Raw genomic sequence first — 23636 nt, forward strand, 5'->3', positions numbered from 1 at the left:
CGAAGTGGTTTTTTTGCGGGTGCGTTGTCGGGGCCTGCCGAGCGTCCGGCTCAGCCGTTCAGGACCTCCGCCGTGAAGCGCTCGAAGAAGCCGTCGATGACGCGGTCGGCCTTGGCCTTGACCAGCTTGACCGCCAGCCGCCCGACGGCGCCGCCCAGCGCCGCAGCGAGGGTGAAGGACAGGTGGGTGTGGCCGTCCACCTCCTCCAGCGTGATGCGGGCCTCGCCCTTGACCGCCCCGGCGAGGCCGCCCTTGCCCTCGGCGTAGAGGATGTAGAAGCGCGGCGCGTCCTCCGGCGCCACCCGGACGTTGCCGGCGAAGCGCGCGTTCAGCGGCCCGACCGTGGCGCGCACGCGCGCGGTGTATTCGGTGGGCGACAGCCGGTCCATCTCCTCCAGCACCGGGATGCAGCGTTGCAGCACGGCGGGATCGCACAGCGCGGTGAAGACCCGCTCGCGCGCCGCCGGAATCCGGTACTGGCCGTTCAGTTCCATGGATCACCTGTTGTTGGTCGGGCCTGTTGCTGGGCCGGAAACGCCAAGCGATTTGGTGTATGGATGACCCGCTTCCAAGACGCGCAATTGAGCACGGAGGGCGACAAACATGCGGCAGGCCGTTACGACGCTGACCACCCGCACCCACGGCCAGGGCTTGGTCGAGGTGACCGAGCCGGTGGCCCGCTGGGTCGCCGCCCAGGGCATGGAGACCGGTCTGCTGACCGTCTTCTGCCGGCACACCTCGGCCTCGCTGGTCATCCAGGAGAACGCCGACCCGAGCGTGCGCGGCGATTTGGAGCGCTTCTTCAAGCGGCTGGTGCCGGAAGACCCCGCGCTCTACGACCACATCCTGGAGGGGCCGGACGACATGCCCGCCCACATCCGCAGCGCGCTGACCACGGTCCAGCTCTCCATCCCCGTGCTGGAGGGGCGGATGGCGCTGGGCACCTGGCAGGGCATCTACCTGTTCGAGCACCGTCGCCGGCCCCACGAGCGGACCCTGGCGCTGCATCTGCTGGGCGAATGAGGACGAAGCGCCCGCGCGTCTAGCCCAGCCAGCCCGCGAGATAGGGTTCGAGCCACCAGAACAGGGCGACGGCGGCGACCAGCCAGATCCCGACCATCAGCGCGGCGGCGGCGTAGCTGACCGGCCGGTCGACCAGCCGGGCGGCGCTGGCGCGATGCTCCTCCAGCACCTCCGCCGGGATCAGACGGATGACCAGCAGGATGCCGAGCGGCACGATCAGCAGATCGTCCAGATAGCCCAGGACCGGCACGAAGTCGGGGATCAGGTCGATGGGGCTGAGCGCGTAAGCCGCCACTGCGGCGGCGGCCACGCGGGCGTACCACGGCGTCCGCGGGTCGCGCGCGGCCAGATAGAGCGCGATCACGTCGCGCTTGATCCGCCGCGCCCAACCCTTCGCCGCCGCCAGCATCCGGCCTGCCGTCAGCCCGCCGCCGGGGCGGGTGCCGCGGACTGGCGCAGCCGCTCCAGCAGGGTCTTGGTGGCGAAGCCGTCCGGCACGGCGCCGATCGACTGCTGGAAGCGGCGCACGGCGTTGCGGGTGTTGGCGCCGACGATGCCGTCCGCCGTCCCCGGCTCCATGCCCAGCAAGGCCAGCCGCTCCTGAAGCTCGATCCGCTCGTCGCGGCTCAGCGCCGGTTCGTGGCGCGGCCAGCTTCCCTGCACGCCGGAGCGGCCGGCGAGACGGTCGGACAGCAGCGCCACCGCCAGCGCGTAGCTGGTCGAGGGGTTGTACTTCATGATCGCCCGGAAATTTTCCCGGACCAGGAAGGCGGGCCCCTGCGCCCCGGCGAGCATCAGGACGGCGGCCCGCTCCTCCTCGCCGCCGCTCAGCTCGCCGCCGGTGACCGGGCGGACGCCGAGGCGGCGCCATTCGGACACCGGCTTGCTGATGTTGTACTCGGCCTGCTCGTAGGGGAAGCCGGCGGGCAGGGTGACCTCCTCGCCCCAGCGCTCCCCGGTGCGCCAGCCGTTGGCCTGCACGAACTTGGCGGTGGAGGCGAAGACGTCGGGCAGGCTGCCCCAGATGTCGCGCCGGCCGTCGCCGTCCTCGTCGGTGGCGTGCTTCAGGAAGATGGTCGGCATGAACTGGGTCTGGCCCATGGCGCCGGCCCAGGAGCCGCTCATCCGCTCCGGAGGGATGTCGCCGCTGTCGAGGATGCGCAGGGCGGCCAGCAGCTCCGTCCGGAAGTAGCTGGCGCGGCGGCCCTCGTAGGCCAGCGTGGTCAGCGCGTCGACGACCGAGAAGCCGCCGGTGACGTTGCCGAAATCGGTCTCCACGCCCCAGAAGGCCACCAGGATCTCCGCCGGAACGCCGGAGCGCTGGCTGATGCGACGCAGCAGCGCGCCGTTGTCCTGGATGCGCTGGCGCCCGGCCTGGATGCGGCGGTCGTTGACCGCGCTGTCCAGATACTGCCAGGGCTGGCGGTTGAACTCCGGCTGGGAGGAATCCAGCTCGACCACCCGGTCCGACAGCTTCACGTTGGCGAAGGCGCGGTCGAAGGTCTGGGCGCGGATGCCCTGGCCGAGCGCCTCGGCGCGCAGGGCCTTCAGCCAGTCGGCGAAGCTGACGGCGGGCTGGACCGGGGCCACGCTGGCCGGGGCGGCGGCCGTCGCCTTCGCGGTTCCGGACGTGGTGGTGGCCGATACGGGCGGGGCGCCCGTCGTCTGGCAGCCGGCCAGGATCGTGGTGGCGAGCAGGAGGCGGACGGGAAGGGACAGCAGGGGGCGCATGCGCTCTCGTGACCAACAGGGAAAAGCTGTGCCGGAGCCTAGGACGGACGGCCCTTTCACTCAACGGACAAGTTCAGGAAAGACGCCTGAACAGGCGTCCAAGCAACCGTCCAAGAACCGTCCAGGCAGCCAGGGCTTGACCGTGAACAAAACTTGAACAAACGGGCTGAAATCCCCATATCCAGGGCATTCCGAAACCAGAGACGAGACGTTCGCGGCCCGCCCCCGGCGCGCCGCCGAGAGGGTTCGCCATGCCGTACTTTCCCACCATCGACCTCACCCCGCAGGTGTCCCTGATGCTGGCGCGGGGCGCTCTGCGCCTGAATCCCGGCCAGTGGGTGCGCGGTCCGAAGGGGCATGGCCGCTACCTGCGCACCGATCCGCGGACCGGCACCACCTATGTGAGCTGGCTGCGCCCCGGCGACGATTGGGAAACCGCGTCGCAGCGCTTCAGCCGGGCCTGCCGGAAGGGCTTCATCGGACGCTACCGCGGCGGCTACGAGGCGGAGAAGGCGCGACGGGAGATGGCCCGCCTGATCGCCGACGCTGACCACGCCGGTGGCGTTCCAATGCGGGACGAGCGGCAGCCGACGCTGTTCTAAGGCGGGAACGCACACGCCCAGGGAGAGCAGAGGCTTGGCCGAAGGGACCATCAACGCCATCCGCATCGGCTGCGCCGGCTGGAGCATCCCGAAACCCTCCGCCCCGGCCTTCCCGGCGGAGGGCACGCATCTGGAGCGCTACGCCCGCGTCTTCCCGATGGTGGAGGTCAACAGCCGCTTCTATCGCCCGCACAAGCCGGAGACCTGGGAACGCTGGGCGGCCTCGGCGCCGCCGGACTTCCGCTTCGCGGTCAAGCTGCCACGCGCCATCACGCACGAGCAGCGGCTGAAGGACTGTGCCGGCCCGCTGGACGATTACCTGCACGAGGTCGGGCATCTCGGCGACCGGCTGGGGCCGCTGCTGGTGCAGTTGCCGCCGACGCTGCGGTACGAGCCGGCGGTGGCCGGCCCCTTCTTCGCGGCCCTGCGCGAGCGCTTCGCCGGCCCCGTCGTCTGCGAGCCGCGCCACCCGAGCTGGTTCGCGGCGGAGCCGGACCGGCTGCTGGTCGACCACGCCGTCGCCCGCGCCGCCGCCGACCCGGCCCCGGTGCCCGCGGCGGCGGAGCCGGCGGGCTGGGACGGCTTCCGCTACTGGCGGCTGCACGGATCGCCGGTGATGTACCGCAGCGCCTACCCGCTGGACGTCCTGGACCGGCTGGCCCGGCGCTTCCGGGAGGAGGCGCGGGAGCGTCCGGTGTGGTGCGTCTTCGACAACACGGCCGACTTCCATGCGGTCGACGACGCGCTGACGCTGATGAGCCGTTTGGGTGCCTCCACAGGTCAGAGAGACAAGCCCGGCGCCTGACCGCTATCGTTGCGCGAACGCAAGCGCAGCCGGGACGGTCGGGCATGGACGTCATTCTTCTGGTGCTGATCGGGGCCATCGTCGCCCACCGGTTCAACCGCCGGCTGACGGCGCAGGAGCGCGAGATCGCCCGGCTGCGGCAAGCGCTGGAGCGGGTGCAGGGTCCGGTGACGGTCGATGCCGCGCCGGTCGAGGCTCCCGCCGCGGACACCGCCGTCATGGCGGAGGCTCCGCCGGAGCCGCCGCCCATCCAACCACCGCCGGGACCTTCTCCAGCCCCGGCGTCCGTGTGGAGCCGGCTGGAGGACGCGCTGGCCGGGCGCTGGCTGATCTGGCTGGGCGGGGCCACGGTCGCCCTGGCAGCGGCCTTCTTCATCAAGATGTCGATCGAGCAGGGCTGGCTCGGCCCCGGCGTGCGCGTCACGCTCGGCCTGCTCTCCGCCGCGGCGCTCATGGTCGGCGGCGAATGGCTGCGGCAGCGCGGCGGAGGGGCGGAGCCGGGAGGGCGCGATCCGGTGCCGCCGGCCCTGACCGCGGCCGGGCTGTTCACCGGCTTCGCCAGCGTCTATGGCGGCTATGTGCTCTACGACCTGTTCGCCCCGCCCGTGGCTTTCGCGCTGCTCGGCGGGCTGGCGGCCCTGGGGATGGCGCTGTCGCTGCTCCAGGGGCCATACATCGCGGCGCTGGGGCTGCTCGGCGGCTTTGCGACGCCGCTGCTGGTCTCGTCCATCGGGGGATCGGCCTGGGGGCTGTTCGCCTATCTGCTGGCCCTGTCGGGGGCCGGGATGACGGTGGTGCTGTGGCGCGGCTGGCGCTGGCTGGGGCTGGGCACGCTGGTCGGGGCGGCGGGCTGGGTGCCGGTCTGGTACGTCGGCGGCTGGAACCCCGGCGACGCCCTGCCGGTGGGGATCTATCTGCTGCTGACCGCCGGGCTGTTCCTGATGCCGGCCTTCCTGGCCGGGCCGGTGGAGCCGGTGCCGCGCACCACCCTGTTCGACATGCTGCGCTGGAAGGGCCGCCCGCGCCCCGACCGTCTGGCCGTCGCGGCGGTGGCGGTGCTGGGCCTGCTGATGGCGATGCTCGTCACCGTGGACGGCCACCGCAGCGGGTCGCTGGTGATGCTCGCCCTGTTCGGGCTGCTCTGCGTCGCCGCGGGGCGGCGGATCGAGCGGATCGCCGGCATCGCCTGGATCGGCGCGCTGGCGGTGCTGCTCGCCTTCGCCGGTTGGACGGTGCCGCGCTGGCCCCTGCCGCCGCCCGCCGTCACCGCCGACGGGCATCCCATCGTGCCGCCGCCGGGCGCGGGACTGCCGTTCCAGTCCGGGCGGTTCCTGTGGGCGGTGGGCGGCTTCGCCCTGCTGTACGGGATGTGCGGTTTCATCGCCCTGTGGCGGTCGACGCGGGCGGCGCTGTGGTCGTCTCTGGCGGCCTGGATGCCGGTGGTGCTTCTGGCGCTCGCCTACTGGCGGCTGGACCCGCCGCAGGCCGACACGCTGTGGCCGGTGGCCAGCCTCGCGCTGGCGGCGCTGCTGGTTGCCGGCACCGGCCCGCTGGCCCGCCACCGCCACCAGCCGGGCGTCGGTCTCGGGCTGGCCGCCTTCGCCGCCGGGGCCGTCGGGGCGCTCAGCCTCGGCGCGGTCATGATGCTGCGCGAGGCGTGGCTGACCGTGGCGCTGGCCGCCCAGGTGCCGGTGCTGGCGTGGCTGGAGCGGCGCATGGGACTGCGCTCGCTGCGCGCGGTGATCCTGCTGGTGGCGGGCGCCGTCCTGGTCCGGCTGGCGCTGAATCCGTCCGTTCTGGAGTATGGGGAGGACGGGCTCGGCTGGGTTTTCTACGGCTACGGCCTGCCGGCGGCGGGCTTCTTCCTGGCCGCCCACTGGCTGCGCTCCTCCCCGGACGGCCGGGGTGACGACGGGGTGGTGGCGCTGCTGGAGGCCGGCGGGCTGGCCTTCGTCACGCTGCTGCTGTCGCTCGGCATCCAGGCGCTGACCCGCGGCTCGCTGGAGGAGCCGCCCGACACGCTGCGCGAGGTGGCGCTGCACACGCTGGTCTGGCTGGCTTTGGCCCTGCTGCTGGCGACGGGGCGGCGCTGGCGGGCGCGGCCGGTGGCGGTGTGGGGGCGGCGCATCCTGGCCGGGCTGGCGGCGCTCCAGGCGGCGGCGCTGCATCTTGTTGCCCTGAACCCGCTGTGGAGCGACGAGGCGGTGGGTGCATGGCCGGTGGTGAACACGCTGCTGCTCGCCTATGGGCTTCCGGCCCTGCTCGGGCTGCTGTTCCTGTGGGTGGAGCCGCTGCCGGCCCGCCTGCGCCCGTGGATCGCGCTGCTGCCGCTGGTGCTGCTCGGCACCAATCTGGCGCTGGAGATCCGACACGCTTTCCAGGGGCCGGTTCTCTCCGGGCCGGAGCTGCCGGATGCCGAATGGTACGGCTATTCCGCCGGCTTCCTGGTTGCGGCGGTGCTGATGCTGGTGGCCGCCTTGCGGTACCGGCTGGGCTGGTTGCGCCACGCCGCGATGGCGCTGATCCTGGCGGTGGTTGCCAAGGTCTTCCTCAGCGACATGGCCGAGCTGGGCGGGCTGTACCGCGTCGCCTCCTTCCTCGGGCTGGGGCTGAGCCTGATCGGCGTCGGCTACCTCTACCGGCGGCTTCAGGGCGCCGCACCGCAGGGAGGGCAAACAGTCGCCTGAGCGAACGGTCGGGTTGACAGCCGCCCCCACTCGCGCTCCGATGGTGGCAACGAAGCAGAAAAGCCAGGGAGGCCCGCAGCCATGACCAGTTCCATCGCCCATCCCATCCTGCCGAACGGCGACAGCGGCTTCACGGTGGAGGCCGCGTCGATGAAGTTCGGCCGCGGCATGCTGGCGGAGGCGGGGACCGACGCCAAGGCCATGGGGATGCGCCGGGTGGCCCTGTTCACCGACCCCCATGTGGCCGAAATCGCGCCCTTCGCGGCGGCACTGGACTCGCTGAAGGGGGCCGGTCTGGACGTCGCCGTCTACGACCGCTGCGCGGTGGAGCCGACCAGCGCGTCCTTCCTGGAGGCGGCGGACTTCGCCCGCGACGGCCGGTTCGACGGCTACGTCTCGGTCGGCGGCGGGTCGGTGATCGACACGGCCAAGGCGGCCAACCTCTACGCCACCCACCCGGCGGACTTCCTCGCCTACGTCAACAAGCCGCTGGGCGAGGGGCGGCCGGTGCCCGGCCCGGTGAAGCCGCACATCGCCTGCCCGACGACCTGCGGCACCGGCAGCGAGACGACCGGCGTCGCCATCTTCGACCATGTGGAGATGCGGGTGAAGACGGGCATCTCCTCCCGCTATCTGCGGCCGAATCTGGCGCTGGTCGATCCGGCGACCATCGACAGCCTGCCGCCGGGCGTCATCGCCTCCACCGGTTTCGACGTGCTGACCCACGCCATCGAGAGCCACACCGCGCGCTCCTACCGCTCCCGCCCGAAGCCCGACGCGGCCAACCCGCGCCCGCCGTACCAGGGCGCCAACCCCTGGTCGGATATCGGCAGCCTCCAGGCGATCCGGCTCGGCGGGCAGTATCTGGAGCGCGCCGTCAACGACCCGGCGGACGAGGAGGCGCGCGACGCCCTGATGTTCGCGGCGACTCTGGCCGGTCTGGCCTTCGGCAACGCGGGGGTGCACATCCCGCACGCCATGTCCTATTCCGTCGCCGGGATGAACCACAGTTTCACGGCGCGCGGCTACGAGAAGGCGAACCCGATGGTGCCGCACGGCATCTCGGTGGTGCTGAACGCGCCGGCCGCCTTCCGCTTCACCGGCTCTGCCGAGCCCGAGCGCCACCTGCGCGCCGCCGAGGCGCTGGGGGCGGAGGTGCGCGACGTGTCGCCGGCGGACGGCGGCGCCGTTCTGGCCGCCCGGCTGATCGCCATGATGCGCGCCACCCATCTGCCCAACGGCCTGTCGGCGCTGGGCTACGGCGTGGCGGACATCCCGGATCTGGTGCGCGGCGCGATGGCCCAGCAACGGCTGCTGACCATCGCCCCCCGCCCGGTGACGGAGGAGGACCTGCGCGGGCTCTATGCCGACGCCATGACCTATTGGTAAGGATCTATTTGGTGAGCGCACCGGCGGGTGGCCTCATCCCGCGGGACGAGGCCACCCGCAACGGTGTTACGGACGGTTCGGGTACAGGCCCTGGGTCGCGATGCAGACGGTCTGGCCGATCGCCGGGGACTGGGTGGAGACCTTCTGGGTGGCGCCGGCCGACGCGGGGGCTATCGCCACGGTGCCGCCGGTGATGCCGGTGTTGGGAACCGTGATGCTGCCGTTGGCCGTGCCGGCTACCTTGGCGCCGGTGCCCGGACCGCTGGTGTTGTACGGCCCGGTCAGCGAGATGCCCAGGCCGCCGTCGTTGACCGAGGCGTCGCCGAGATAGACGGTGCCCGAAGCCGGGGCCGACACCGGGGTGCCGCCGTTGGTGATGGGAACGCTGACGGTGCCGGTGAAGGGAACGGTGGTCGAGCCGCCCGAACCGCCGCCCGTGCCGGTGAAGGTGGCGGTGTGGGTGTGCGGCTGCAGCGGGACCTGCGCCGCCGACAGCAGAAGCTCCTGCTGGCCGACCTTGGCGCCGATGGCGACGTTTGCCAAGCCGGGACCGGTGCCGGTGCCGATCGGGGCGCGACCGCGCAGGTCGGGAACGGCGAAGAGGTCGTTGTTGTTGCCGCCGTAGCGGTAGCCGATCAGAGCGAACAGCGCCTGGTTTTCGCGGACCGTCAGCGTCCGGCCGTCGGCCACCACATAGCCCTGCGGGCACCAATCGAACGAGTAGGTGCAGATCGTGCCGATGTAGGGCTCGACGTTGCAGGCGGCGGCGGGGGTGCTGAACAGGGCAAGGCCGCTGGTCATCGCAAAGGCAGCGGAAAGGAGAGTCTTGCGCATGGTGTGTCCTCGGCGTTGAGAAGGGAGGGCGTTGGTGGCTGCGACCCGTTACGGACGGTTCGGGTAGAGGCCGTTGGCTACGATGCAGACGGTCTGGCCGATCGCCGGGGACTGGGTGGAGACCTTCTGGGTGGCGCCGGCCGATGCGGGGGCCACCGCCACGGTGCCGCCGGTGATGCCGGTGTTGGGAACCGTGATGCTGCCGCTGGCCGTGCCGGCGACGTTGGCGCCGGTGCCCGGACCGCTGGTGTTGTACGGCCCGGTCAGCGAGATGCCCAGGCCGCCGTCGTTGACCGAGGCGTCGCCGAGATAGACGGTGCCCGAGGCCGGGGCCGACACCGGGGTGCCGCCGTTGGTGATGGGAACGCTGACGGTGCCGGTGAAGGGAACGGTGGTCGAGCCGCCGGACCCGCCGCCCGTGCCGGTGAAGGTGGCGGCGTGCGTGTGCGGTTGCAGCGGAACCTGCGCCGCCGACAGCAGAAGCTCCTGCTGGCCGACCTTGGCGCCGATGGCGATGTTCGTCAGGCCGGGGCCGGTCCCGGTGCCGATGGCGGCGCGGCCGCGCAGGTCGGGGATGCCGAAGATGTCCGCGTTGTTGCCGCCGTAGCGGTAGCCCACCAGCGAGAACAGCGCCTGATATTCACGGACAGCCAGCGTCCGGCCATCGGCCGGAATGTAATTGCGGGGACACCAGTCGAACGCGAAGGTGCAGACGGTGCCGATGTACGCCTCGTCGTTGCAGGCGGCCGCGGGTGTGCTGAACAGAGCCATCCCGCTTGCCATCGCAAGCGCGGCGGTGAAAAGAGCCTTGCGCATGATGTGTCCTTCGCGTTGGGATTGTTTTTTGAACTTTGACGCCTGGTTGTCACACAAGTGAATGATTTTCCTTTTTCACGAAGTTATTATCCCATATCCCTCTTAGGTGGTTAAACGTTATTTTTATACAAATTTATTCACAATTGGGCCCTTTCTGTAATCGACACGCAAAGCGTGTGGCGCCGACGGTGAACCGGCCTGCCGGCCGCGACGGCGGACCCCTGGGCACCCCCTCCGCGCGGTTCGGGCGGCCGGAACACGATCGGACGGGGCACGTTGTTTCGGAAGGGCCATCGGGATGGAGGCTCGGGGGCGGAGGCATGGCGCCAACATCATGAAAATCATCATCTTCGGACAATCCATCAGCTCCTCCTGGGGCAACGGCCACGCCACCCTGTGGCGGGGGCTGGTCAAGGCCCTGGGGCGGCGGGGCAACCGCATCGTCTTCCTGGAGCGCGACACGCCCGAACGGGCGGAGCACCGCGACCTGTGGGACATCCCCGGCGGGGAGCTTCTGCTCTATGACCGCTGGGAGGATGTGGCGGCGGCGGCGCAGCGTCACGCCGACGAGGCGGACGTCGCGATGGTGACCTCCGGTTGTGCGGACGGTGCGGCCGCCTCCCGTCTCGTGCTGGGGTCTAAGGCGCGGCGCACGGTCTATTACGACCTCGACACGCACATCACCCTGTCCCGCTCCGAAACGGGGGAGCGGCCGCGCTATCTGCCGCCGGAGGGGCTGGGCGGATTCGACACCGTGCTGAGCAGCACCGGCGGGCAGGCGCTGGAGGCGCTGAAGACGCAATTGGGCGCGCGGTTCGTCGCACCGCTCTACGCCTGGGTCGACCCGGACCTGCACCGTCCCGCCGAACCGGTGCGGCGCTATCTCGGCGACCTCTGCCACCTCGGCGCCTGGGTCGAAGACCGAAGGGCGGCGCTGGAGACGCTGTTCATCGAGCCGGCCCGGCGGCTGGGGCGGCGTCGCTTCGTCCTGGCCGGAAGCGGCTATCCGGACGACGCGTCCTGGGGCACCAACATCCAGCGTGTCCAGCATCTACCCCCGGCGGAGCATGCGGCCTTCTTCTGCTCCTCCACCCTGACACTGAACGTGACGCGCCAACCCCTGAAGGCGATGGGCTGGTGCCCGTCCATCCGACTGTTCGAGGCGGCGGCCTGCGGCGTTCCGGTGATCACCGACGAGTGGGAGGGCATCGGCGCTTTCTTCGAGCCAGGGCGCGACATCCTGGTCGCGCGCGAAACCGACGACGTGACCACGGCGCTGATGCTGCCGCGTGGCCATCTCGCCACCCTGGCCCAGCGTGCGCGTGAGCGCGTCCTGGAGGAACACACGGCGGAACGGCGGGTGCGGGAGTTGCGCTCGATCCTCGACATCAAGGGGGGCGGCGATGATTGATCTGACGTTCCCCGGTTGCCCGGCTCGCCCCTGTTGGAAGTAAGCCGCCCTGGGCGCGCTGGCCGTCCGGTCGGGTTCCCGGTTCCGAGGTCGGCAATCCGGTGCAGGACGGCTATCCCTTCCGCGAGTCGGTCCACTTCCAATACCCCGGTTACCGGGAGCCCGTTTTCGTAGAAAACAAAGAGGGGTCCATGGCGACAGGACTGTCCCGATTCCGGTTTTTCTCCGTGCCGTCAAGAGCTCGGGGAGAAAGAAGAGCGTGCGTCAGACAATAATTTCCAATGAATAACACCACAGGGACATGGGATGAATGAAGCGGTGATGCGTAGGAAGAGACCGGCAGGAGAACGTCACCCGAGCGTCGGCGTCCCTTCGGGCCTTCGTGTTCCGGAGGTGGCGCGATGGCATTGACCATCCTCACCGTGGCGTCGCCCTTCGCCCCGGTCGGCGCCGACCCGGAGAACGAAGGCACGGCGGAGCAGGTGGCCGGCGCCATCGACGCCGCCCTGGTCCGCGCCGGGCATCGCTCGGTCGTCATCGCACCGGAGGATTCGGCCGTGGCGGGGACGCTGATCCCGCTGGCGCGCGTCCATGGCGGGGCGCATGGGCAGGCGCCGGACGAGCGGGCGCAGGCCGCCGTTCTGAGGCGCGTCGCCACCGTGGTCGCCGGAGCGGTGGAGGACCACGCGCCCGACCTCGTCCACATCCATGTCCGGGACTTCGATGCCCTGCTGCCGCCGCAGGACGTGCCGGTCCTGGCGACGCTCTACCAGCCGCTGGACCGCTACCGGCCCGAGGCCCTGATGTCCCCGCGGTCGAAATTGCATCTTCAACCGGTGTCCGCCGCGCAGGTGCGCGGGGCTTCGCCCGGCCTGACGTTCCTGCCGCCGCTGGAGATCGGGGTGGCCGTGGACCGTCTGCACATCCGCGTGCCGAAACGCCGCTTCGCCGTCTGCCTGGGCGACATCGAACCGGAAATGGGCTTCCACATTGCCCTGGATGCGGCGCGGCAGATCGACATGCAGCTTCTCCTGTGCGGGGCCCTGTCCCGCGGAGCGGAGGAGCAGCGTTACCTTCAGGAGGAGATCCGGCCACGGCTCGACCCCAAGCGCCGCTTCCTCGGGCGGATCGGCTTCGGGCGCAAGCGCTGGATGCTGGGGGCGGCGCGCTGCCTGCTGGCGCCCAGCCTGTTGTCCGAGCCGACTCCTGTGGCGGCGCTGGAGGCGCTGGCCTGCGGCACCCCGGTGGTGGCCTTCCCGACCGGCGCCCTGGCCGACATCGTGGAACCGGGCGTCACCGGCTTCCTGGTCAAGGACGCCGACGAGATGGCCCGCGCCATCGAGGATTGCGAGATGCTGGACCCCGACGCCTGCCGCGCCGTCGCCCGCGCCCGCTACTCGCTGGACGGCATGACGGAGCGTTATCTGGCGCGGTTCGAAGAACTGGTCGCCGGACGGGCGGCGGCTGAGGCGGGGGTGGCGTAGCTTGCCCTACGGCTTGGCTCCATAGAGCTTGGCCATCGACAGCTGATCGGCCAGCCGCCCGTCGATCAGGCTGTGGCGGCGGGCCACGGCCTCCTCCTGGAAGCCGTGCTTGGCGTAGAAGCGCCGGGCGCGGCCATTGTGGCCGAACACCCAGAGCGACAGCCGGTGCAGCCGCCGCGCCCGCACCCAGAGATCCGCCGCTTCGATCAGGCGTCCGCCGATGCCCAGCGCCCAGAAGTCCCGGCGCACCGCCAGCCCCAGGCCGGCCTCGTGCGCGGTGCGGGCGTAGGCGCCGGTCCACAGCGACAGAGACCCGGCGATGGCGCCGTCCGCAACCGCCAGCAGCGTGGCCGTCCGGTCGCCGATCCGCTGTTCGGCGAGGAAGCGCCGGGCCGCCGCGACGTCCGGCAGGGATTCGTCGGCGCTGCGCATCAGGAAATGGGTCTCGCTGCGCACCGCGTGGTCGTAGGCGAGGTAGGCGGCGGCGTCCGCCGGCAGGGCGGGGCGGATTTCCAGCCGCCCGATGCGCGCCGGGGGCGGTGCGTCCAGGGCCGGGCCGGGCGTCGGGGCGGGCCATTCGGGCACGCTCTCCGCCCCGATGGCCTTGCCCATCAGCCGCTCGCTGCGCCACGCGCCGTTGACGCTCAGGACGTCGCGCATCAGTCCCTCGTCGAGAAAGCCGAGCCGTTCGTAAAGGGACAGGGCGCGGCGGTTGCTCTCGGCAACGGTCAGTTCCAGCCGGTGCGCCCCGGTGCGCCGCGCCCATCCCTCCGCCGCGGCGAACAGCGCGGTGGCGACGCCGCGCCCGCTCCAGGCGCGCTGCACCCCGACCGCCAGGGTCACCACGCCGCGGTTGCGGCGGAACCGCCCGCCATAGGCGCTGAGATAGCCGACGAGGTCCGGGGATTGGCGCCCGGCAGCCTCGGCGACGAAGACGGTGGAATTCCCGGACGCCTGAAGGGCGGCAAGGTCGCGCGCCCAGAAGGGCCGCTCGCCGGGCTCGCGCAGGAGGAAATCGCTTTCCGCGTCGATCCGCGCGACCAGGGCCAGCAGGGCGTGGCGCTCGCCGGGCCGGGCTTCGCGGATGGAAAAGCCGCCGATGGTTTGAATGTCCCGCATGGCGCGCAGCCTAGGTCCGCCCGCAGCGGATGGCAAAGCGGTTGTTGCCGGGTGGCCGGCGCGGCTATCGTCGCGCCATCGTGAGACCTGGAGTTGCCATGCCCACCGTGACCGTCCGTCCGGCCGTCGAGGCCGATTGCCCGACCATCCTCCGCTTCGTCCGCGAACTTGCCGAGTTCGAGAACGAACCCCATGCCGTGAAGGCGAGCGAGGAGGATTTCCGGCGCGACGGATGGGGCGAGCGTCCGGTGTTCGAGGCGCTGATCGCCGAACTGGACGGGGAGCCCGTCGGCTTCGCGCTGTGCTTCCGCAACTATTCCACTTGGGAAGGGCGGGCCGGCCTGTTCGTGGAGGATCTCTACGTCACCCCGGAAGCGCGGCGCTATGGCGTGGGCCGCAAGCTGCTGGCGACGGTGGCGAAACTGGCGGACGAGCGGGGCTGCCGCCGTGTCGACCTGAATGTGCTGCACTGGAACCCGGCGCGCGATTTCTATCTGCGCATCGGCTTCAAACAGATGGAGGAGTGGCTTCCCTACCGTCTCACCGGCGCTGCGATCGCGGCACTGGCCGCGCAGGCGGATGAGGCTTGAGGGAACGAAAGTGCTGTTCTGTTCCGGTGGGCTGACGGTCGGGGCTTGTTGATGGCCCCGACCTCATCGCCACCACGCGGTACTTATGCCTTGGCCCTGCGGGACCCTCAGGCGGCCTTGGCCGGCATCGCGGCGTTCAGCAGGTCCAGGTAGCCGGACCGCTCCTCGCGCAGGGTGGACAGCAGGTCGGCAAGGCTTTCGCGGACGAAGGGGTCGTTCTGGCCGTCGATCCGGTTCTGCGCCAGCTGGATGAACTCATCGACCAGGGCGATGTGAACGCGAGAGGACGAGGTAATCTGTTCGGTGGTGGTGGCGATCAGCATTTTAAAACTCCGTTTTGTCTTGTGTGTTCGTGATGTCTCTATTTGGCCATGTCCCGGTTAACGACTTACTAACGGGGGTTCCGCCGGGCTGGTGTCTTGAGGGGTAATCCCGCGACCGACAAATATAGGGAGCTTTTACCCGGAAGGATTACCACTTTTCTTGAAGTGAACGGGCGCTTTTCTGAGGCTGTGAGATTTTTCAAGGACTTCCGGCGAAGGTCGTAGCGGCCGGGCCGTCATAGGCGGGAGGGAGGCGGAGCCTTAACGGTGGCGTCCGCAAGCCTTAAGCCGCCACGGCGGGGCGTTAACAGGCCGTCCCGCCGGGCGGAGTACATCCTTTGCGGGGCCCGGTGCGCCGGGCGTAGCTCCTTACGCGGCGCGCGGCAGCCGGCCCGCGGCGTGATCGATGCGGTCGGCGCGCTCCAGCGCCTGGGCGACCAGATCGTCGAACAGATCGTTGACCAAGGCCGACAGGCGCACCGGCGCGCCGCCAAGCTGCGGCCCTTCCATCAGCAGGGAGCCTTCCTCGCCGGGGCCGACCACGCGCCAGCCCTTCGCCGTCATCTCGGCGACGCGGGTCTTGGCGATGAAGGCGCGGACACGGTCCATGGCGACGTCGCTCATTCGAATCTCCCAAGGCTGGAGAGGGTCAACTTGGCGGGGCCAGCAGGGCCGCTCACGCAGAAACGGTAACGCAGGAAACGGAACGCAACAAGAACAAATTCGGCCGGACCCTTGCCCAAAGGGGATTCCGCGTTGATTCCCCTTGCCCGGCGGGCGATTCGGGAAAAAATGCGCTGACCGGAACGATGTTCGAACCGACGAGGACCTGACCATGACCGGCAAGACCGGGATGCGCACCGAGACCGACAGCTTCGGACCGATCGAGGTTGCCGCCGACCGTTACTGGGGCGCCCAGACGCAGCGCTCGCTGCGCAACTTCCGCATCGGCGGGGAGCGCATGCCGCCGGCGCTGGTGCGCGCGCTCGGCATCCAGAAGAAGGCGTCGGCGCTCGCCAACATGGCGCTGGAGGTGCTCGACCCCCGGCTGGGCCGCGCCATCGTCGAGGCGGCGGAGGAGGTGATCGACGGCACGCTGGCCGATCATTTCCCGCTGGTGGTCTGGCAGACCGGCTCCGGCACCCAGAGCAACATGAACGCGAACGAGGTCATCTCCAACCGCGCCATCGAGGCGCTGGGCGGCGAGATGGGGTCGAAGAAGCCCGTCCACCCCAACGACCACGTCAACATGGGGCAGTCGTCCAACGACAGCTTCCCCACCGCCATGCACATCGCCGCGGCCGAGCAGATCCACCACGAGCTTCTGCCGGCGCTGGAGCACCTGCACGCGGCGCTGGCCGCGAAGGCGGCGGAGTTCGCCGACATCGTGAAGATCGGGCGCACCCATCTCCAGGACGCCACGCCGCTGACCCTGGGGCAGGAGTTCTCCGGCTATGCCGCCCAGATCGCCTATGGCATCGAACGGGTGAAGGCGTCGCTGCCGCAGCTCTACCGGCTGGCCCAGGGCGGCACGGCGGTGGGCACCGGCCTGAACGCCAAGGCCGGCTTCGCCGAAGCCTTCGCCGAGGAGGTGGCCGCCATCACCGGGCTGCCCTTCGTCACCGCCGAGAACAAGTTCGAGGCGCTGGCCACCCACGACGCGCTGGTCGACGCCCACGGCAGCCTGAACACGCTGGCGGTGTCGCTGATGAAGATCGCCAACGACATCCGCCTGCTCGGCTCCGGCCCGCGCTGCGGCATCGGGGAAATCTCATTGCCGGAGAACGAGCCCGGCTCCTCCATCATGCCCGGCAAGGTGAACCCCACCCAGTCGGAGGCGATGACCATGGTCTGCGCCCAGGTGATGGGCAACCAGACCACCGTCAGCATCGCCGGCGCCACCGGCCATTTCGAGCTGAACGTCTTCAAGCCGGTGATCGCCTACAACGTCCTCCAGTCGATCCGGCTGCTGGCCGACGCTTGCAACAGCTTCACCGACAACGCCGTCGTCGGCATCGAGGCGAACCGCGAGCGGATCGGCCAATTGCTGAACGAGAGCCTGATGCTGGTTACCGCGCTGAACCCGCACATCGGCTACGACAACGCGGCGAAGATCGCCAAGAAGGCGCACAAGGAGGGTACGACGCTGAAACAGGCGGGCGTGGCGCTGGGTCTGCTGACCGAGGAGCAGTTCGATCAGTGGGTCAAGCCGGAAACCATGGTGAAGCCCCGGTGACCGGGGCCGCGCGCCTTTCATGAAGAAGCGCTCCGTCCTCATCGCCGGGCACCCGACCAGCGTCTCCCTGGAAGAAGAATTCTGGGAGGCGCTGAAGGGCCTTGCGCAGGCGCGGGGCATGTCGGTCAACGCGCTGATCGAGGAGATCGATTCGACCCGCAGCGGCAACCTGTCGAGCGCGATCCGCGTCTTCGTGCTGAACGCGGTGCAGGGGCGGGGGTAAGGCCCCTGAACCCTCGCCGGGGCGGCCCTGGACAGGCGGCGGGGGGACGGCTACACCCTTGCGCCGGACCGACCCCTTCCCCTCGCGCCAGAGTGTCCGCCCGTGACGCCCGACATCACCGTCCTCGACATCGTCGCCTTCCTGTGGTTCCTCGCCTGCTGGGCGGGCTTCACGCTGATCCAGGACCACATGCTGGGCGGGCGCATGGTCGTCAACCAGCATTTGAAGAAGGCGCGCCGCCATTGGATGGAGCGGATGCTGGAGCGCGACAACCGCATCATGGATTCGCAGCTCGTCGGCCACACGATGCAGAGTTGCACCTTCTTCGCCAGCACGAACATGCTGGTGCTGGCCGGTCTGGTCGGCGCCTTCGGCGCGGTGGAGAACGCCCACAAGCTGGTCGGCACGCTGTCCTTTACGGTGCAGACGACGCGCGAGTTCTTCGAGCTGAAGATGCTGCTGCTCGTGGCGATCTTCACCTTCGGCTTCTTCAAGTTCACCTGGGCGCTGCGCCAGTACAATTACTGCTGCGCCCTGATCGGCTCCGCCCCGCTGCCGCCGGTGCCGGCGGAGGAGAAGAGGGCGATGGCGGACAGCATCGCCGCCGCCATGACGCTGGCCGTCAAGGCGCTGAACGGCGGCATGCGCGCCTATTACTTCGCCATGGCGGCGCTGGCCTGGATGCTCGGCCCCTGGTTCTTCATGGTGTCGACCGCGGCGGTCATCGTCGTCCTGACCCGTCGGCAGGGCTTCTCCGCGACGGAGAAGGTCATCCGCGTGCAGGTGGATGCGCTGGAGAAACGCAAACAGTCATGATGCACGTCTTTGGCGAAAAATATGTTAAAATGTTCTAAATCTGCGACGTTATGGCCAATACGCTGCAGCGCAAATTAATGCTTTTGTCATAGCCATCCGATGGGCGCGTGCGATGCAGCACGCCGGTTTGAGGGGGTGGCCATGGACATCGACACAGCGGTCTTGGTCTTGAACTCGCTGGACGAAGCGGAACGGCTCCTGGCGGAGGTCCGGCTGCATCCAGGCGCCTGCGGCGCCGCCAAGGAGTTCATGGACCGCAACCGCGAGCTTCTCGACCAGGCGCGCCACTTCATCGACGCCGCACACGAACTGGCCTGAGGCGAGACGGGGCTGTCCGATCCGGTCGCGCGTCAGCCCTTTCTGAGGACCTTGCCGCCCGTGCCGGCCATTTTCGCCCAATCCTTGGCGAAATAGGCGAAATCGCGGGACGGGCGGCTGTAGAGGTAACCCTGCGCCAGCGGCACCCCCAGCTCCGTCAGAAGCTGCGCGTGCTCCGGCCCTTCCACCTGCTCCCCGATCAGCCCGAGGCCGAGCTGGCCGCAGACGTCGACGATGGAGCGCAGCATCGCCATGTCCCGCCCGTTGTTCACGGCGCCGCGGACGAAATGCCCGTCGATCTTGGCGAAATCCGCCTGGATGCCGTAGAGCGACTGGAAGGAGGTCGATCCGGCCCCGACGTCGTCCAGGCAAATGCGGAAGCCGGCGGCGCGCAGCTTCTGCAGAACCTCGTTCAGCCTGGCGATGTCGGTGACGACGACGGTTTCCGTCACCTCGACCAGCAGCTTGCGGGCCAGTTCGCCGTAGGGTTCGGTCACCGCCAGGAACTGGCGCAGGAAGATCGGGCTCATCAACGTCTTGGCGGACAGGTTGATCGCCACGTCCGGCAGGGTCGGTTCCTTGCGGTGGGCGTGCATGGTGTCCAGAACCGACTGCGTCAGCAGCAGGTCGAAGTCGTAGATCAGCCCGACATCCTCGGCGAAGGTGATGAAGTCCGCCGGGGACGGCATGCCCTCCACCCGCGTCAGCGCTTCGAGATGATGGACCGTCCGCGTCCCGATATCGACGATGGGCTGGTAGACGACGAAGAAGTCGCGCTTCTCGATGGTCGCGCGCAGCCGGCCGATGCGGTCCACCGCGTCCGACAACATGCGCTTGGCGCCGTCCTCCAGGCTGGAGATGGTGAATTCGCCGCCCTGGGCGGAGGCGAAGGCCTGCACCGTGTAGACCAGCGCGCGCGCAGCGTCGGCGGGGTCCAGCCGTTCGTCCGACACGTCCAGCGACCAGGTGCGGATGCCGCCGGGCAGCTCGCCGCCGACGCTCTGGATGATCTGGGTGATGTGGTCCTGCACCTCCTGCCCGTCGATGTCGGAGGCGTGGACGATGCCGTAACGGTCGGTGGCCAGTTGCCCGGCGCTGTCGCCGTTGGCGGAGATCGCCCGCAGATAGGCCTCGATCCCCTGCATCACCTCGCCCGCCGCCCCTTCGGGCAGGGCGTCGACCATCGATTGGAGCCCGTCGATCAACAGCAGGGTCAGGGCGTTGTCCAGCCCCTTCTCCCGCGCCTTGAGGATGCGGTCCTCCAGGATGTGGCTGAAGGCGTTGCCGTCGAGAAGCTGGCCGGCGGCGGCCAGCGCCTCGTTCGTGTTGCGCGGGCCGGAGGCGAGCAGCACGGTCAGGAACAGCGATCCGGGGCACGAATCGAGCCGGCAGCCGCCGAGCAGCGCCGGAAAGCGGTTGCCGTCGCAGCCCTGGAAGACCACGCGCGCCGGCTTGATGCGGCCCTTGTCCTGGATGCGCTTGAACAGGACGGTGACGTACTTGCGGTCGTTGGGCGCCACGACGTCGAGCAGGCTGCTGCCGACCAGGCCGCCCACGTCGCCTTCGGTCAGACGGCAGCGAGCGCCTGCGCTGAACAGGATGGTGCCCTTCGCGTCGGTCTCGATCAACAGATCCGCCGCGGCGAAGGCGAAGCCGACGAAGCGGTCGCGCTCGCGGTGCGACGGGCGGCGGACCTGCGTGCTGGTCTGTGGCACCGGGCGTCTGATCGAGTCATGCGCAAGCTGCATCGGCAATAGCCCGGAATTGAGAAAACGTTTATCGAATTGCGTCATTCATTGAATGGAGACTAGCCGCGTTCCCGTCCTGAAAAAAGCGGCAAGATTTACCCCGCCGTTCCAAAGAAAAATTCGGAACCTAGAATTTTCAATGATTTAAAGAGAAATATGGTTTTGAGCCGCGCCGGATTATCGCACCCGCCGCGAGAAAAAAACGACGACGGGCCGTTTCCGAACAGGAAACGGCCCGTCGTGGCGATCGAAAGCGGAGACTCGACCGGAAGGGTCAGGAGCGGGGATGGAGCCGGGTCACATGGCCCATCTTGCGGCCCGGACGGGACTCCGCCTTGCCGTAGAGGTGCAGGCGGGCGCCGGGTTCGGCCATCAGCGCCGGCCAGCGGTCCGCGTCGGCGCCGATCAGGTTTTCCATCTCGGCGTCCGCCACACGCTCCACCGAGCCGAGCGGCAGGCCGCAGACGGCGCGGACGAGCTGCTCGAACTGGCAGGAATGGCAGGCGTCCATGGTCCAGTGGCCGGAATTGTGCGGGCGCGGGGCCATCTCGTTGACCAGCACGCCGCCGTCCGGCGTCACGAACATCTCCACCGCCAGCACGCCGACGAGGTCCAGCGCCTCGGCGATGCGGCGGGCGACCCGCTCGGCCTCCGCCGCGGTCTCCGCCGCAACGCGGGCCGGGGCGATGGTCTTGTCGAGGATGCCGTCCTTGTGCCGGTTCTCCACGGCGGGGTAGGCGGCCATGCGGCCGTCAAGCCCACGGGCGACGATCACCGACACCTCGCAGGTGAAGGAGACGAAGCCCTCCACGATGCCGGCGTCGGAGCCGATGGCCGCCCAGGCCTCCGCCGGGTCGCTGCCCGGCTCGATGCGCGCCTGCCCCTTGCCGTCATAGCCGAGGCGGGTGGATTTCAGGATGCAGCGCGGGCCGATCTCCGCCACCGCCGTCGCCACCTCGTCGGCGCTGCGGGCGGCGCGCCAGGGGGCGGTGCCGATGCCCAGCGCGTTGACGAAGGACTTCTCCTCCACCCGGTCCTGGGCGACCGACAGCACGTTACTGCCGGGATGGACGGGGGTGAAGCGGTTCAGATGCTCGACCACGGCGACCGGGACGTTCTCCCACTCCAGGGTTACCACGTCGACCGAGCGGGCGAAGGCCTCCAGCGCGTCGAGGTCGTCCCAGCCGGCGGAGGTGACGGCCGCGGCGACCTGGGCGCCGGGGCTGCCCTGCGATCCCGGCGCGTAGACGTGCGTCTTGTAGCCCAGCCGGGCGGCGGCGAGCGCGGTCATGCGGCCGAGCTGGCCGTCGCCGAGCATGCCGATGGTCGAGCCGGGCGGAAGGATGCGGTGGGCCATGGTTCAGGCGGGCTCGTCGACGGGGGCTTCGGCGACGGCGGCGGTCTGGCGGGCGCGCCAAGCGTCCAGCGCCTCGGCGACCGCCGGGTCCATCAGGGCGATGACCGACCCGGCGAGCAATGCTGCGTTGATGGCGCCGGCCTTGCCGATGGCCAGCGTGCCCACCGGAACGCCGCCGGGCATCTGGACGATCGACAGCAGGCTGTCCATGCCCTTCAGCGCGTGGCTTTCCACCGGGACGCCGAAGACGGGCAGGGGGGTCATCGAGGCGGCCATGCCCGGCAGGTGGGCGGCGCCGCCGGCCCCGGCGATGACCACCTTGAGACCGCGCTCACGGGCGGTGATGGCGTAGTCGACGAGGCGCTGCGGGGTGCGGTGGGCGGAGACGATCCGGACCTCGTGCGGGACGCCGAGCGCGGTCAGCGTCTCGGCGGCGTGCTTCATGGTGGTCCAGTCCGACTGGCTGCCCATGATGATGCCGACCAGCGGCTTGCGGTCGGTGGTGGCGGCGATGGATGCGGACACGGCGCGCGCTTTCCTCTAGGTCCGGAAAGCGGCGCATTATAGAAAGCGCGCGCGCGGAGTCCAGCGCGACGCGATGCGCCGGGCCACGTTCCCCGCCGAAAAGCCGCGTCAGGCGATGATGTCGGGCAGCATGCGGCTTTCCAGAACCATGATCTGGTCCTTAAGCGCGAGTTTGCGCTTCTTCAGACGTTGCATCTGAAGCTGGTCGAACGGCGCACGTTCGTGCAGTCGGGCGATCACGTCGTCGAGGTCGCGATGCTCGCTGCGAAGCGTGGCCAGTTTTTCCTTCAGCATCTCTTGTTCGTTCATACGCGCGGGGCCCGCTGGCTGAGCGGCGGCGACTATACCAGATTTCCGGCGCAACGGCAGTGCGAAACCACGCATTCTTCGCAGGGTTATAATCCGGTCGCCGGAATGTAATATACTCGGAGGACCAGAACCATTGCGGTGGAGCAACGTTCTGGTATGACTACCTTTCGCAGCGGTTCCAGACGACACGGGACAGTCATCCATGACAGCAGGCAAGCGCATCGGCATTCTCACCAGCGGCGGCGACTGCGCCGGGCTGAACGCGGTCATCCGCGCGGTGGTCCACCGGGCCGTCCTGACCTACGGCTGGCAGGTCCTGGGCATCAAGGAAGGCACCCAGGGGCTGCTGCAGCGTCCGGTGCAGTACCAGGTGCTCGACCTGCCGCAGGTCGACGGCAACATGATGCGCATGGGCGGCACCATCCTCGGCACGACCAACCGCGGCGACCCCTTCGCCTACCCGATGGCCGACGGCACCCAGAAGGACCGGTCGGACGAGATCATCGGCGGCTACCGCGAACTGGGGCTGGACGCGCTGATCGGCATCGGCGGCGACGGTAGCTTCGCCATCCTGAAGAAGCTGGCCGACAAGGGCGGCTTCCAGATGGTCGGCATCCCCAAGACCATCGACAACGATCTCGGCCTGACCGAGGTGTCGGTCGGCTACGACACCGCCGTCGGCGTGGCGGTCGAGGCGCTCGACCGGCTCCAGCCGACCGCGGCCAGCCACGCCCGCGTCATGGTGCTGGAGGTGATGGGCCGCGACGCCGGCCACATCGCGCTGGCCGCGGGCATCGCCGGCGGCGCCGACGTGGTGCTGATCCCCGAGATCGCCTATTCCATCGAGAAGATCGCCCAGAAGATCAAGCAGGTGCGCTCGACCGGCCGCAACTTCGCCCTAGTCGTGGTGTCGGAGGCGGTGAAGACCGTGGACGGCACCGGCGTGCAGAAGCTGTTCCAGGGCGGCCAGAAGCGCTACGGCGGCATCGGCGACTACATCGGCGAGAAGATCGCCGAGGCGACGGGGGCGGAGACCCGCGTCACCGTCCTGGGCCACGTCCAGCGCGGCAGCATGCCCAGCCCGCGCGACCGTCTGGTCGCGTCGGCCTTCGGCGTGCACGCCGTGGACCTGATCGCGGAGGGCAAGTTCGACCGCATGGTCGCCTGGTCGGACCGCGGCGTCATCGACGTGCCGATCACCGAGGCCATCGCCAAGTACGCCTGCGTGGAGCTGGACGGCGCCATGGTCAAGACCGCCCGCGGCCTGGGCATCAGCCTGGGCGATTGAGC

Annotated in this window: 24 protein-coding genes and 1 pseudogene; 13 read left to right on the plus strand and 12 right to left on the minus strand. The window is 69.6% G+C overall.

Going from position 1 to position 23636, the window contains the following annotated elements:
• Positions 1-50: 50 nt before the first annotated feature.
• A complete protein-coding gene (locus FHW79_RS27830) occupies positions 51-494 on the minus strand; it encodes a carbon monoxide dehydrogenase subunit G (protein WP_014239881.1) in 444 nt (147 codons plus the stop codon).
• A 109-nt stretch (positions 495-603) separates the two neighbouring features.
• Here FHW79_RS27830 and FHW79_RS27835 point away from each other — a divergent pair, with 109 nt between their 5' ends.
• A complete protein-coding gene (locus tag FHW79_RS27835) occupies positions 604-1023 on the plus strand; it encodes a secondary thiamine-phosphate synthase enzyme YjbQ (protein WP_183181926.1) in 420 nt (139 codons plus the stop codon).
• Positions 1024-1042: 19 nt separating this feature from the next.
• Here the strand turns inward: FHW79_RS27835 and FHW79_RS27840 are convergent.
• A pseudogene (locus FHW79_RS27840) lies at positions 1043-1435 on the minus strand (YkvA family protein); the annotation flags it as partial.
• Positions 1436-1443: 8 nt separating this feature from the next.
• Positions 1444-2754: a lytic murein transglycosylase gene (locus tag FHW79_RS27845; protein ID WP_183181928.1), complete on the minus strand. Its 1311-nt coding sequence runs from the start codon at positions 2752-2754 to the stop codon at positions 1444-1446.
• 251 nt (positions 2755-3005) lie between these two features.
• Between FHW79_RS27845 and FHW79_RS27850 the strand changes: the two genes are divergently transcribed.
• From FHW79_RS27850 to FHW79_RS27865, 4 genes are all read left to right on the plus strand, one after another.
• A complete protein-coding gene (locus FHW79_RS27850) occupies positions 3006-3356 on the plus strand; it encodes a hypothetical protein (protein ID WP_183181929.1) in 351 nt (116 codons plus the stop codon).
• Positions 3357-3390: 34 nt separating this feature from the next.
• Complete coding sequence (locus FHW79_RS27855; protein ID WP_183181930.1) at positions 3391-4161, plus strand: DUF72 domain-containing protein; 771 nt, start codon at positions 3391-3393, stop codon at positions 4159-4161.
• Between the two features lie 44 nt (positions 4162-4205).
• Entirely contained in the window at positions 4206-6848 is a 2643-nt protein-coding gene (locus FHW79_RS27860; RefSeq protein ID WP_183181931.1) for a DUF2339 domain-containing protein, read from the plus strand.
• Positions 6849-6929: 81 nt separating this feature from the next.
• Positions 6930-8237, plus strand: a complete 1308-nt coding sequence (locus FHW79_RS27865; protein WP_183181932.1) for a hydroxyacid-oxoacid transhydrogenase — start codon at positions 6930-6932, stop codon at positions 8235-8237.
• A gap of 66 nt (positions 8238-8303) precedes the next feature.
• Here FHW79_RS27865 and FHW79_RS27870 read toward each other — a convergent pair whose 3' ends face one another.
• Positions 8304-9071, minus strand: coding sequence for a tail fiber protein (locus tag FHW79_RS27870; protein WP_183181933.1), 768 nt, complete (start codon positions 9069-9071; stop codon positions 8304-8306).
• Positions 9072-9119: 48 nt separating this feature from the next.
• Positions 9120-9887, minus strand: coding sequence for a tail fiber protein (locus FHW79_RS27875; RefSeq protein WP_183181934.1), 768 nt, complete (start codon positions 9885-9887; stop codon positions 9120-9122).
• Between the two features lie 334 nt (positions 9888-10221).
• Here FHW79_RS27875 and FHW79_RS27880 point away from each other — a divergent pair, with 334 nt between their 5' ends.
• Together FHW79_RS27880 and FHW79_RS27885 are read left to right on the plus strand one after the other, a co-directional pair.
• Entirely contained in the window at positions 10222-11298 is a 1077-nt protein-coding gene (locus FHW79_RS27880; RefSeq protein ID WP_183181935.1) for a glycosyltransferase, read from the plus strand.
• A gap of 401 nt (positions 11299-11699) precedes the next feature.
• Positions 11700-12782, plus strand: coding sequence for a glycosyltransferase (locus FHW79_RS27885; RefSeq protein WP_211108519.1), 1083 nt, complete (start codon positions 11700-11702; stop codon positions 12780-12782).
• A 6-nt stretch (positions 12783-12788) separates the two neighbouring features.
• Here the strand turns inward: FHW79_RS27885 and FHW79_RS27890 are convergent, their stop codons facing one another.
• On the minus strand, positions 12789-13901 hold the full coding sequence (locus FHW79_RS27890) for a GNAT family N-acetyltransferase (RefSeq protein WP_183181936.1): 1113 nt from the start codon (positions 13899-13901) through the stop codon (positions 12789-12791).
• 98 nt (positions 13902-13999) lie between these two features.
• On the opposite strand from FHW79_RS27890, the gene FHW79_RS27895 reads away from it, so the two are divergent.
• On the plus strand, positions 14000-14491 hold the full coding sequence (locus FHW79_RS27895; protein WP_183181937.1) for a GNAT family N-acetyltransferase: 492 nt from the start codon (positions 14000-14002) through the stop codon (positions 14489-14491).
• A 107-nt stretch (positions 14492-14598) separates the two neighbouring features.
• On the opposite strand, the gene FHW79_RS27900 is transcribed toward FHW79_RS27895, so the two are convergent.
• Entirely contained in the window at positions 14599-14814 is a 216-nt protein-coding gene (locus FHW79_RS27900) for a hypothetical protein (protein WP_114861140.1), read from the minus strand.
• Positions 14815-15183: 369 nt separating this feature from the next.
• Positions 15184-15438 carry a hypothetical protein gene (locus tag FHW79_RS27905; protein ID WP_183181938.1) on the minus strand — a complete coding sequence of 85 codons (255 nt, stop codon included), beginning with the start codon at positions 15436-15438 and terminating at the stop codon, positions 15184-15186.
• 211 nt (positions 15439-15649) lie between these two features.
• Here FHW79_RS27905 and fumC point away from each other — a divergent pair, with 211 nt between their 5' ends.
• The 4 genes from fumC to FHW79_RS27925 all read left to right on the plus strand — a co-directional run bounded on the left by fumC (position 15650) and on the right by FHW79_RS27925 (position 18407).
• On the plus strand, positions 15650-17050 hold the full coding sequence (fumC, locus tag FHW79_RS27910) for a class II fumarate hydratase (RefSeq protein ID WP_183181939.1): 1401 nt from the start codon (positions 15650-15652) through the stop codon (positions 17048-17050).
• Positions 17051-17069: 19 nt separating this feature from the next.
• On the plus strand, positions 17070-17273 hold the full coding sequence (locus FHW79_RS27915; RefSeq protein ID WP_109068052.1) for a ribbon-helix-helix domain-containing protein: 204 nt from the start codon (positions 17070-17072) through the stop codon (positions 17271-17273).
• Between the two features lie 102 nt (positions 17274-17375).
• Positions 17376-18089, plus strand: coding sequence for a DUF599 domain-containing protein (locus FHW79_RS27920; RefSeq protein ID WP_183181940.1), 714 nt, complete (start codon positions 17376-17378; stop codon positions 18087-18089).
• A 141-nt stretch (positions 18090-18230) separates the two neighbouring features.
• Positions 18231-18407 (plus strand): hypothetical protein, encoded by a 177-nt coding sequence (locus tag FHW79_RS27925; RefSeq protein ID WP_183181941.1) that lies wholly within the window; start codon positions 18231-18233, stop codon positions 18405-18407.
• A gap of 32 nt (positions 18408-18439) precedes the next feature.
• Here the strand turns inward: FHW79_RS27925 and FHW79_RS33585 are convergent, their stop codons facing one another.
• From FHW79_RS33585 to FHW79_RS27945, 4 genes are all read right to left on the minus strand, one after another.
• Positions 18440-20122: an EAL domain-containing protein gene (locus FHW79_RS33585; protein WP_183181942.1), complete on the minus strand. Its 1683-nt coding sequence runs from the start codon at positions 20120-20122 to the stop codon at positions 18440-18442.
• 307 nt (positions 20123-20429) lie between these two features.
• Positions 20430-21512 (minus strand): 5-(carboxyamino)imidazole ribonucleotide synthase, encoded by a 1083-nt coding sequence (locus FHW79_RS27935; RefSeq protein WP_183181943.1) that lies wholly within the window; start codon positions 21510-21512, stop codon positions 20430-20432.
• A gap of 3 nt (positions 21513-21515) precedes the next feature.
• Positions 21516-21983, minus strand: coding sequence for a 5-(carboxyamino)imidazole ribonucleotide mutase (gene purE, locus FHW79_RS27940; RefSeq protein WP_183181983.1), 468 nt, complete (start codon positions 21981-21983; stop codon positions 21516-21518).
• A 162-nt stretch (positions 21984-22145) separates the two neighbouring features.
• Positions 22146-22346 (minus strand): DUF465 domain-containing protein, encoded by a 201-nt coding sequence (locus FHW79_RS27945; protein WP_035672505.1) that lies wholly within the window; start codon positions 22344-22346, stop codon positions 22146-22148.
• A gap of 202 nt (positions 22347-22548) precedes the next feature.
• Between FHW79_RS27945 and FHW79_RS27950 the strand changes: the two genes are divergently transcribed.
• Positions 22549-23634, plus strand: a complete 1086-nt coding sequence (locus FHW79_RS27950) for an ATP-dependent 6-phosphofructokinase (protein WP_014239910.1) — start codon at positions 22549-22551, stop codon at positions 23632-23634.
• The last annotated feature ends 2 nt before the right edge of the window (positions 23635-23636 follow it).

The sequence above is a fragment of the Azospirillum sp. OGB3 genome (genome assembly GCF_014192915.1).
In the GTDB taxonomy this organism is placed as follows: Bacteria; Pseudomonadota; Alphaproteobacteria; order Azospirillales; family Azospirillaceae; genus Azospirillum.

Coding starts and splice junctions, on each gene's coding strand:
- FHW79_RS27830 (WP_014239881.1), bottom strand. CDS start 494: ATGGAACTGAACGGCCAGTACCGGATTCCGGCGGCGCGCGAGCGGGTC.
- FHW79_RS27835 (WP_183181926.1), top strand. CDS start 604: ATGCGGCAGGCCGTTACGACGCTGACCACCCGCACCCACGGCCAGGGC.
- FHW79_RS27845 (WP_183181928.1), bottom strand. CDS start 2,754: ATGCGCCCCCTGCTGTCCCTTCCCGTCCGCCTCCTGCTCGCCACCACG.
- FHW79_RS27850 (WP_183181929.1), top strand. CDS start 3,006: ATGCCGTACTTTCCCACCATCGACCTCACCCCGCAGGTGTCCCTGATG.
- FHW79_RS27860 (WP_183181931.1), top strand. CDS start 4,206: ATGGACGTCATTCTTCTGGTGCTGATCGGGGCCATCGTCGCCCACCGG.
- FHW79_RS27865 (WP_183181932.1), top strand. CDS start 6,930: ATGACCAGTTCCATCGCCCATCCCATCCTGCCGAACGGCGACAGCGGC.
- FHW79_RS27870 (WP_183181933.1), bottom strand. CDS start 9,071: ATGCGCAAGACTCTCCTTTCCGCTGCCTTTGCGATGACCAGCGGCCTT.
- FHW79_RS27875 (WP_183181934.1), bottom strand. CDS start 9,887: ATGCGCAAGGCTCTTTTCACCGCCGCGCTTGCGATGGCAAGCGGGATG.
- FHW79_RS27880 (WP_183181935.1), top strand. CDS start 10,222: ATGAAAATCATCATCTTCGGACAATCCATCAGCTCCTCCTGGGGCAAC.
- FHW79_RS27885 (WP_211108519.1), top strand. CDS start 11,700: ATGGCATTGACCATCCTCACCGTGGCGTCGCCCTTCGCCCCGGTCGGC.
- FHW79_RS27890 (WP_183181936.1), bottom strand. CDS start 13,901: ATGCGGGACATTCAAACCATCGGCGGCTTTTCCATCCGCGAAGCCCGG.
- FHW79_RS27895 (WP_183181937.1), top strand. CDS start 14,000: ATGCCCACCGTGACCGTCCGTCCGGCCGTCGAGGCCGATTGCCCGACC.
- FHW79_RS27900 (WP_114861140.1), bottom strand. CDS start 14,814: ATGCTGATCGCCACCACCACCGAACAGATTACCTCGTCCTCTCGCGTT.
- FHW79_RS27905 (WP_183181938.1), bottom strand. CDS start 15,438: ATGAGCGACGTCGCCATGGACCGTGTCCGCGCCTTCATCGCCAAGACC.
- fumC (WP_183181939.1), top strand. CDS start 15,650: ATGACCGGCAAGACCGGGATGCGCACCGAGACCGACAGCTTCGGACCG.
- FHW79_RS27915 (WP_109068052.1), top strand. CDS start 17,070: ATGAAGAAGCGCTCCGTCCTCATCGCCGGGCACCCGACCAGCGTCTCC.
- FHW79_RS27925 (WP_183181941.1), top strand. CDS start 18,231: ATGGACATCGACACAGCGGTCTTGGTCTTGAACTCGCTGGACGAAGCG.
- FHW79_RS27935 (WP_183181943.1), bottom strand. CDS start 21,512: ATGGCCCACCGCATCCTTCCGCCCGGCTCGACCATCGGCATGCTCGGC.
- purE (WP_183181983.1), bottom strand. CDS start 21,983: ATGGGCAGCCAGTCGGACTGGACCACCATGAAGCACGCCGCCGAGACG.
- FHW79_RS27945 (WP_035672505.1), bottom strand. CDS start 22,346: ATGAACGAACAAGAGATGCTGAAGGAAAAACTGGCCACGCTTCGCAGC.
- FHW79_RS27950 (WP_014239910.1), top strand. CDS start 22,549: ATGACAGCAGGCAAGCGCATCGGCATTCTCACCAGCGGCGGCGACTGC.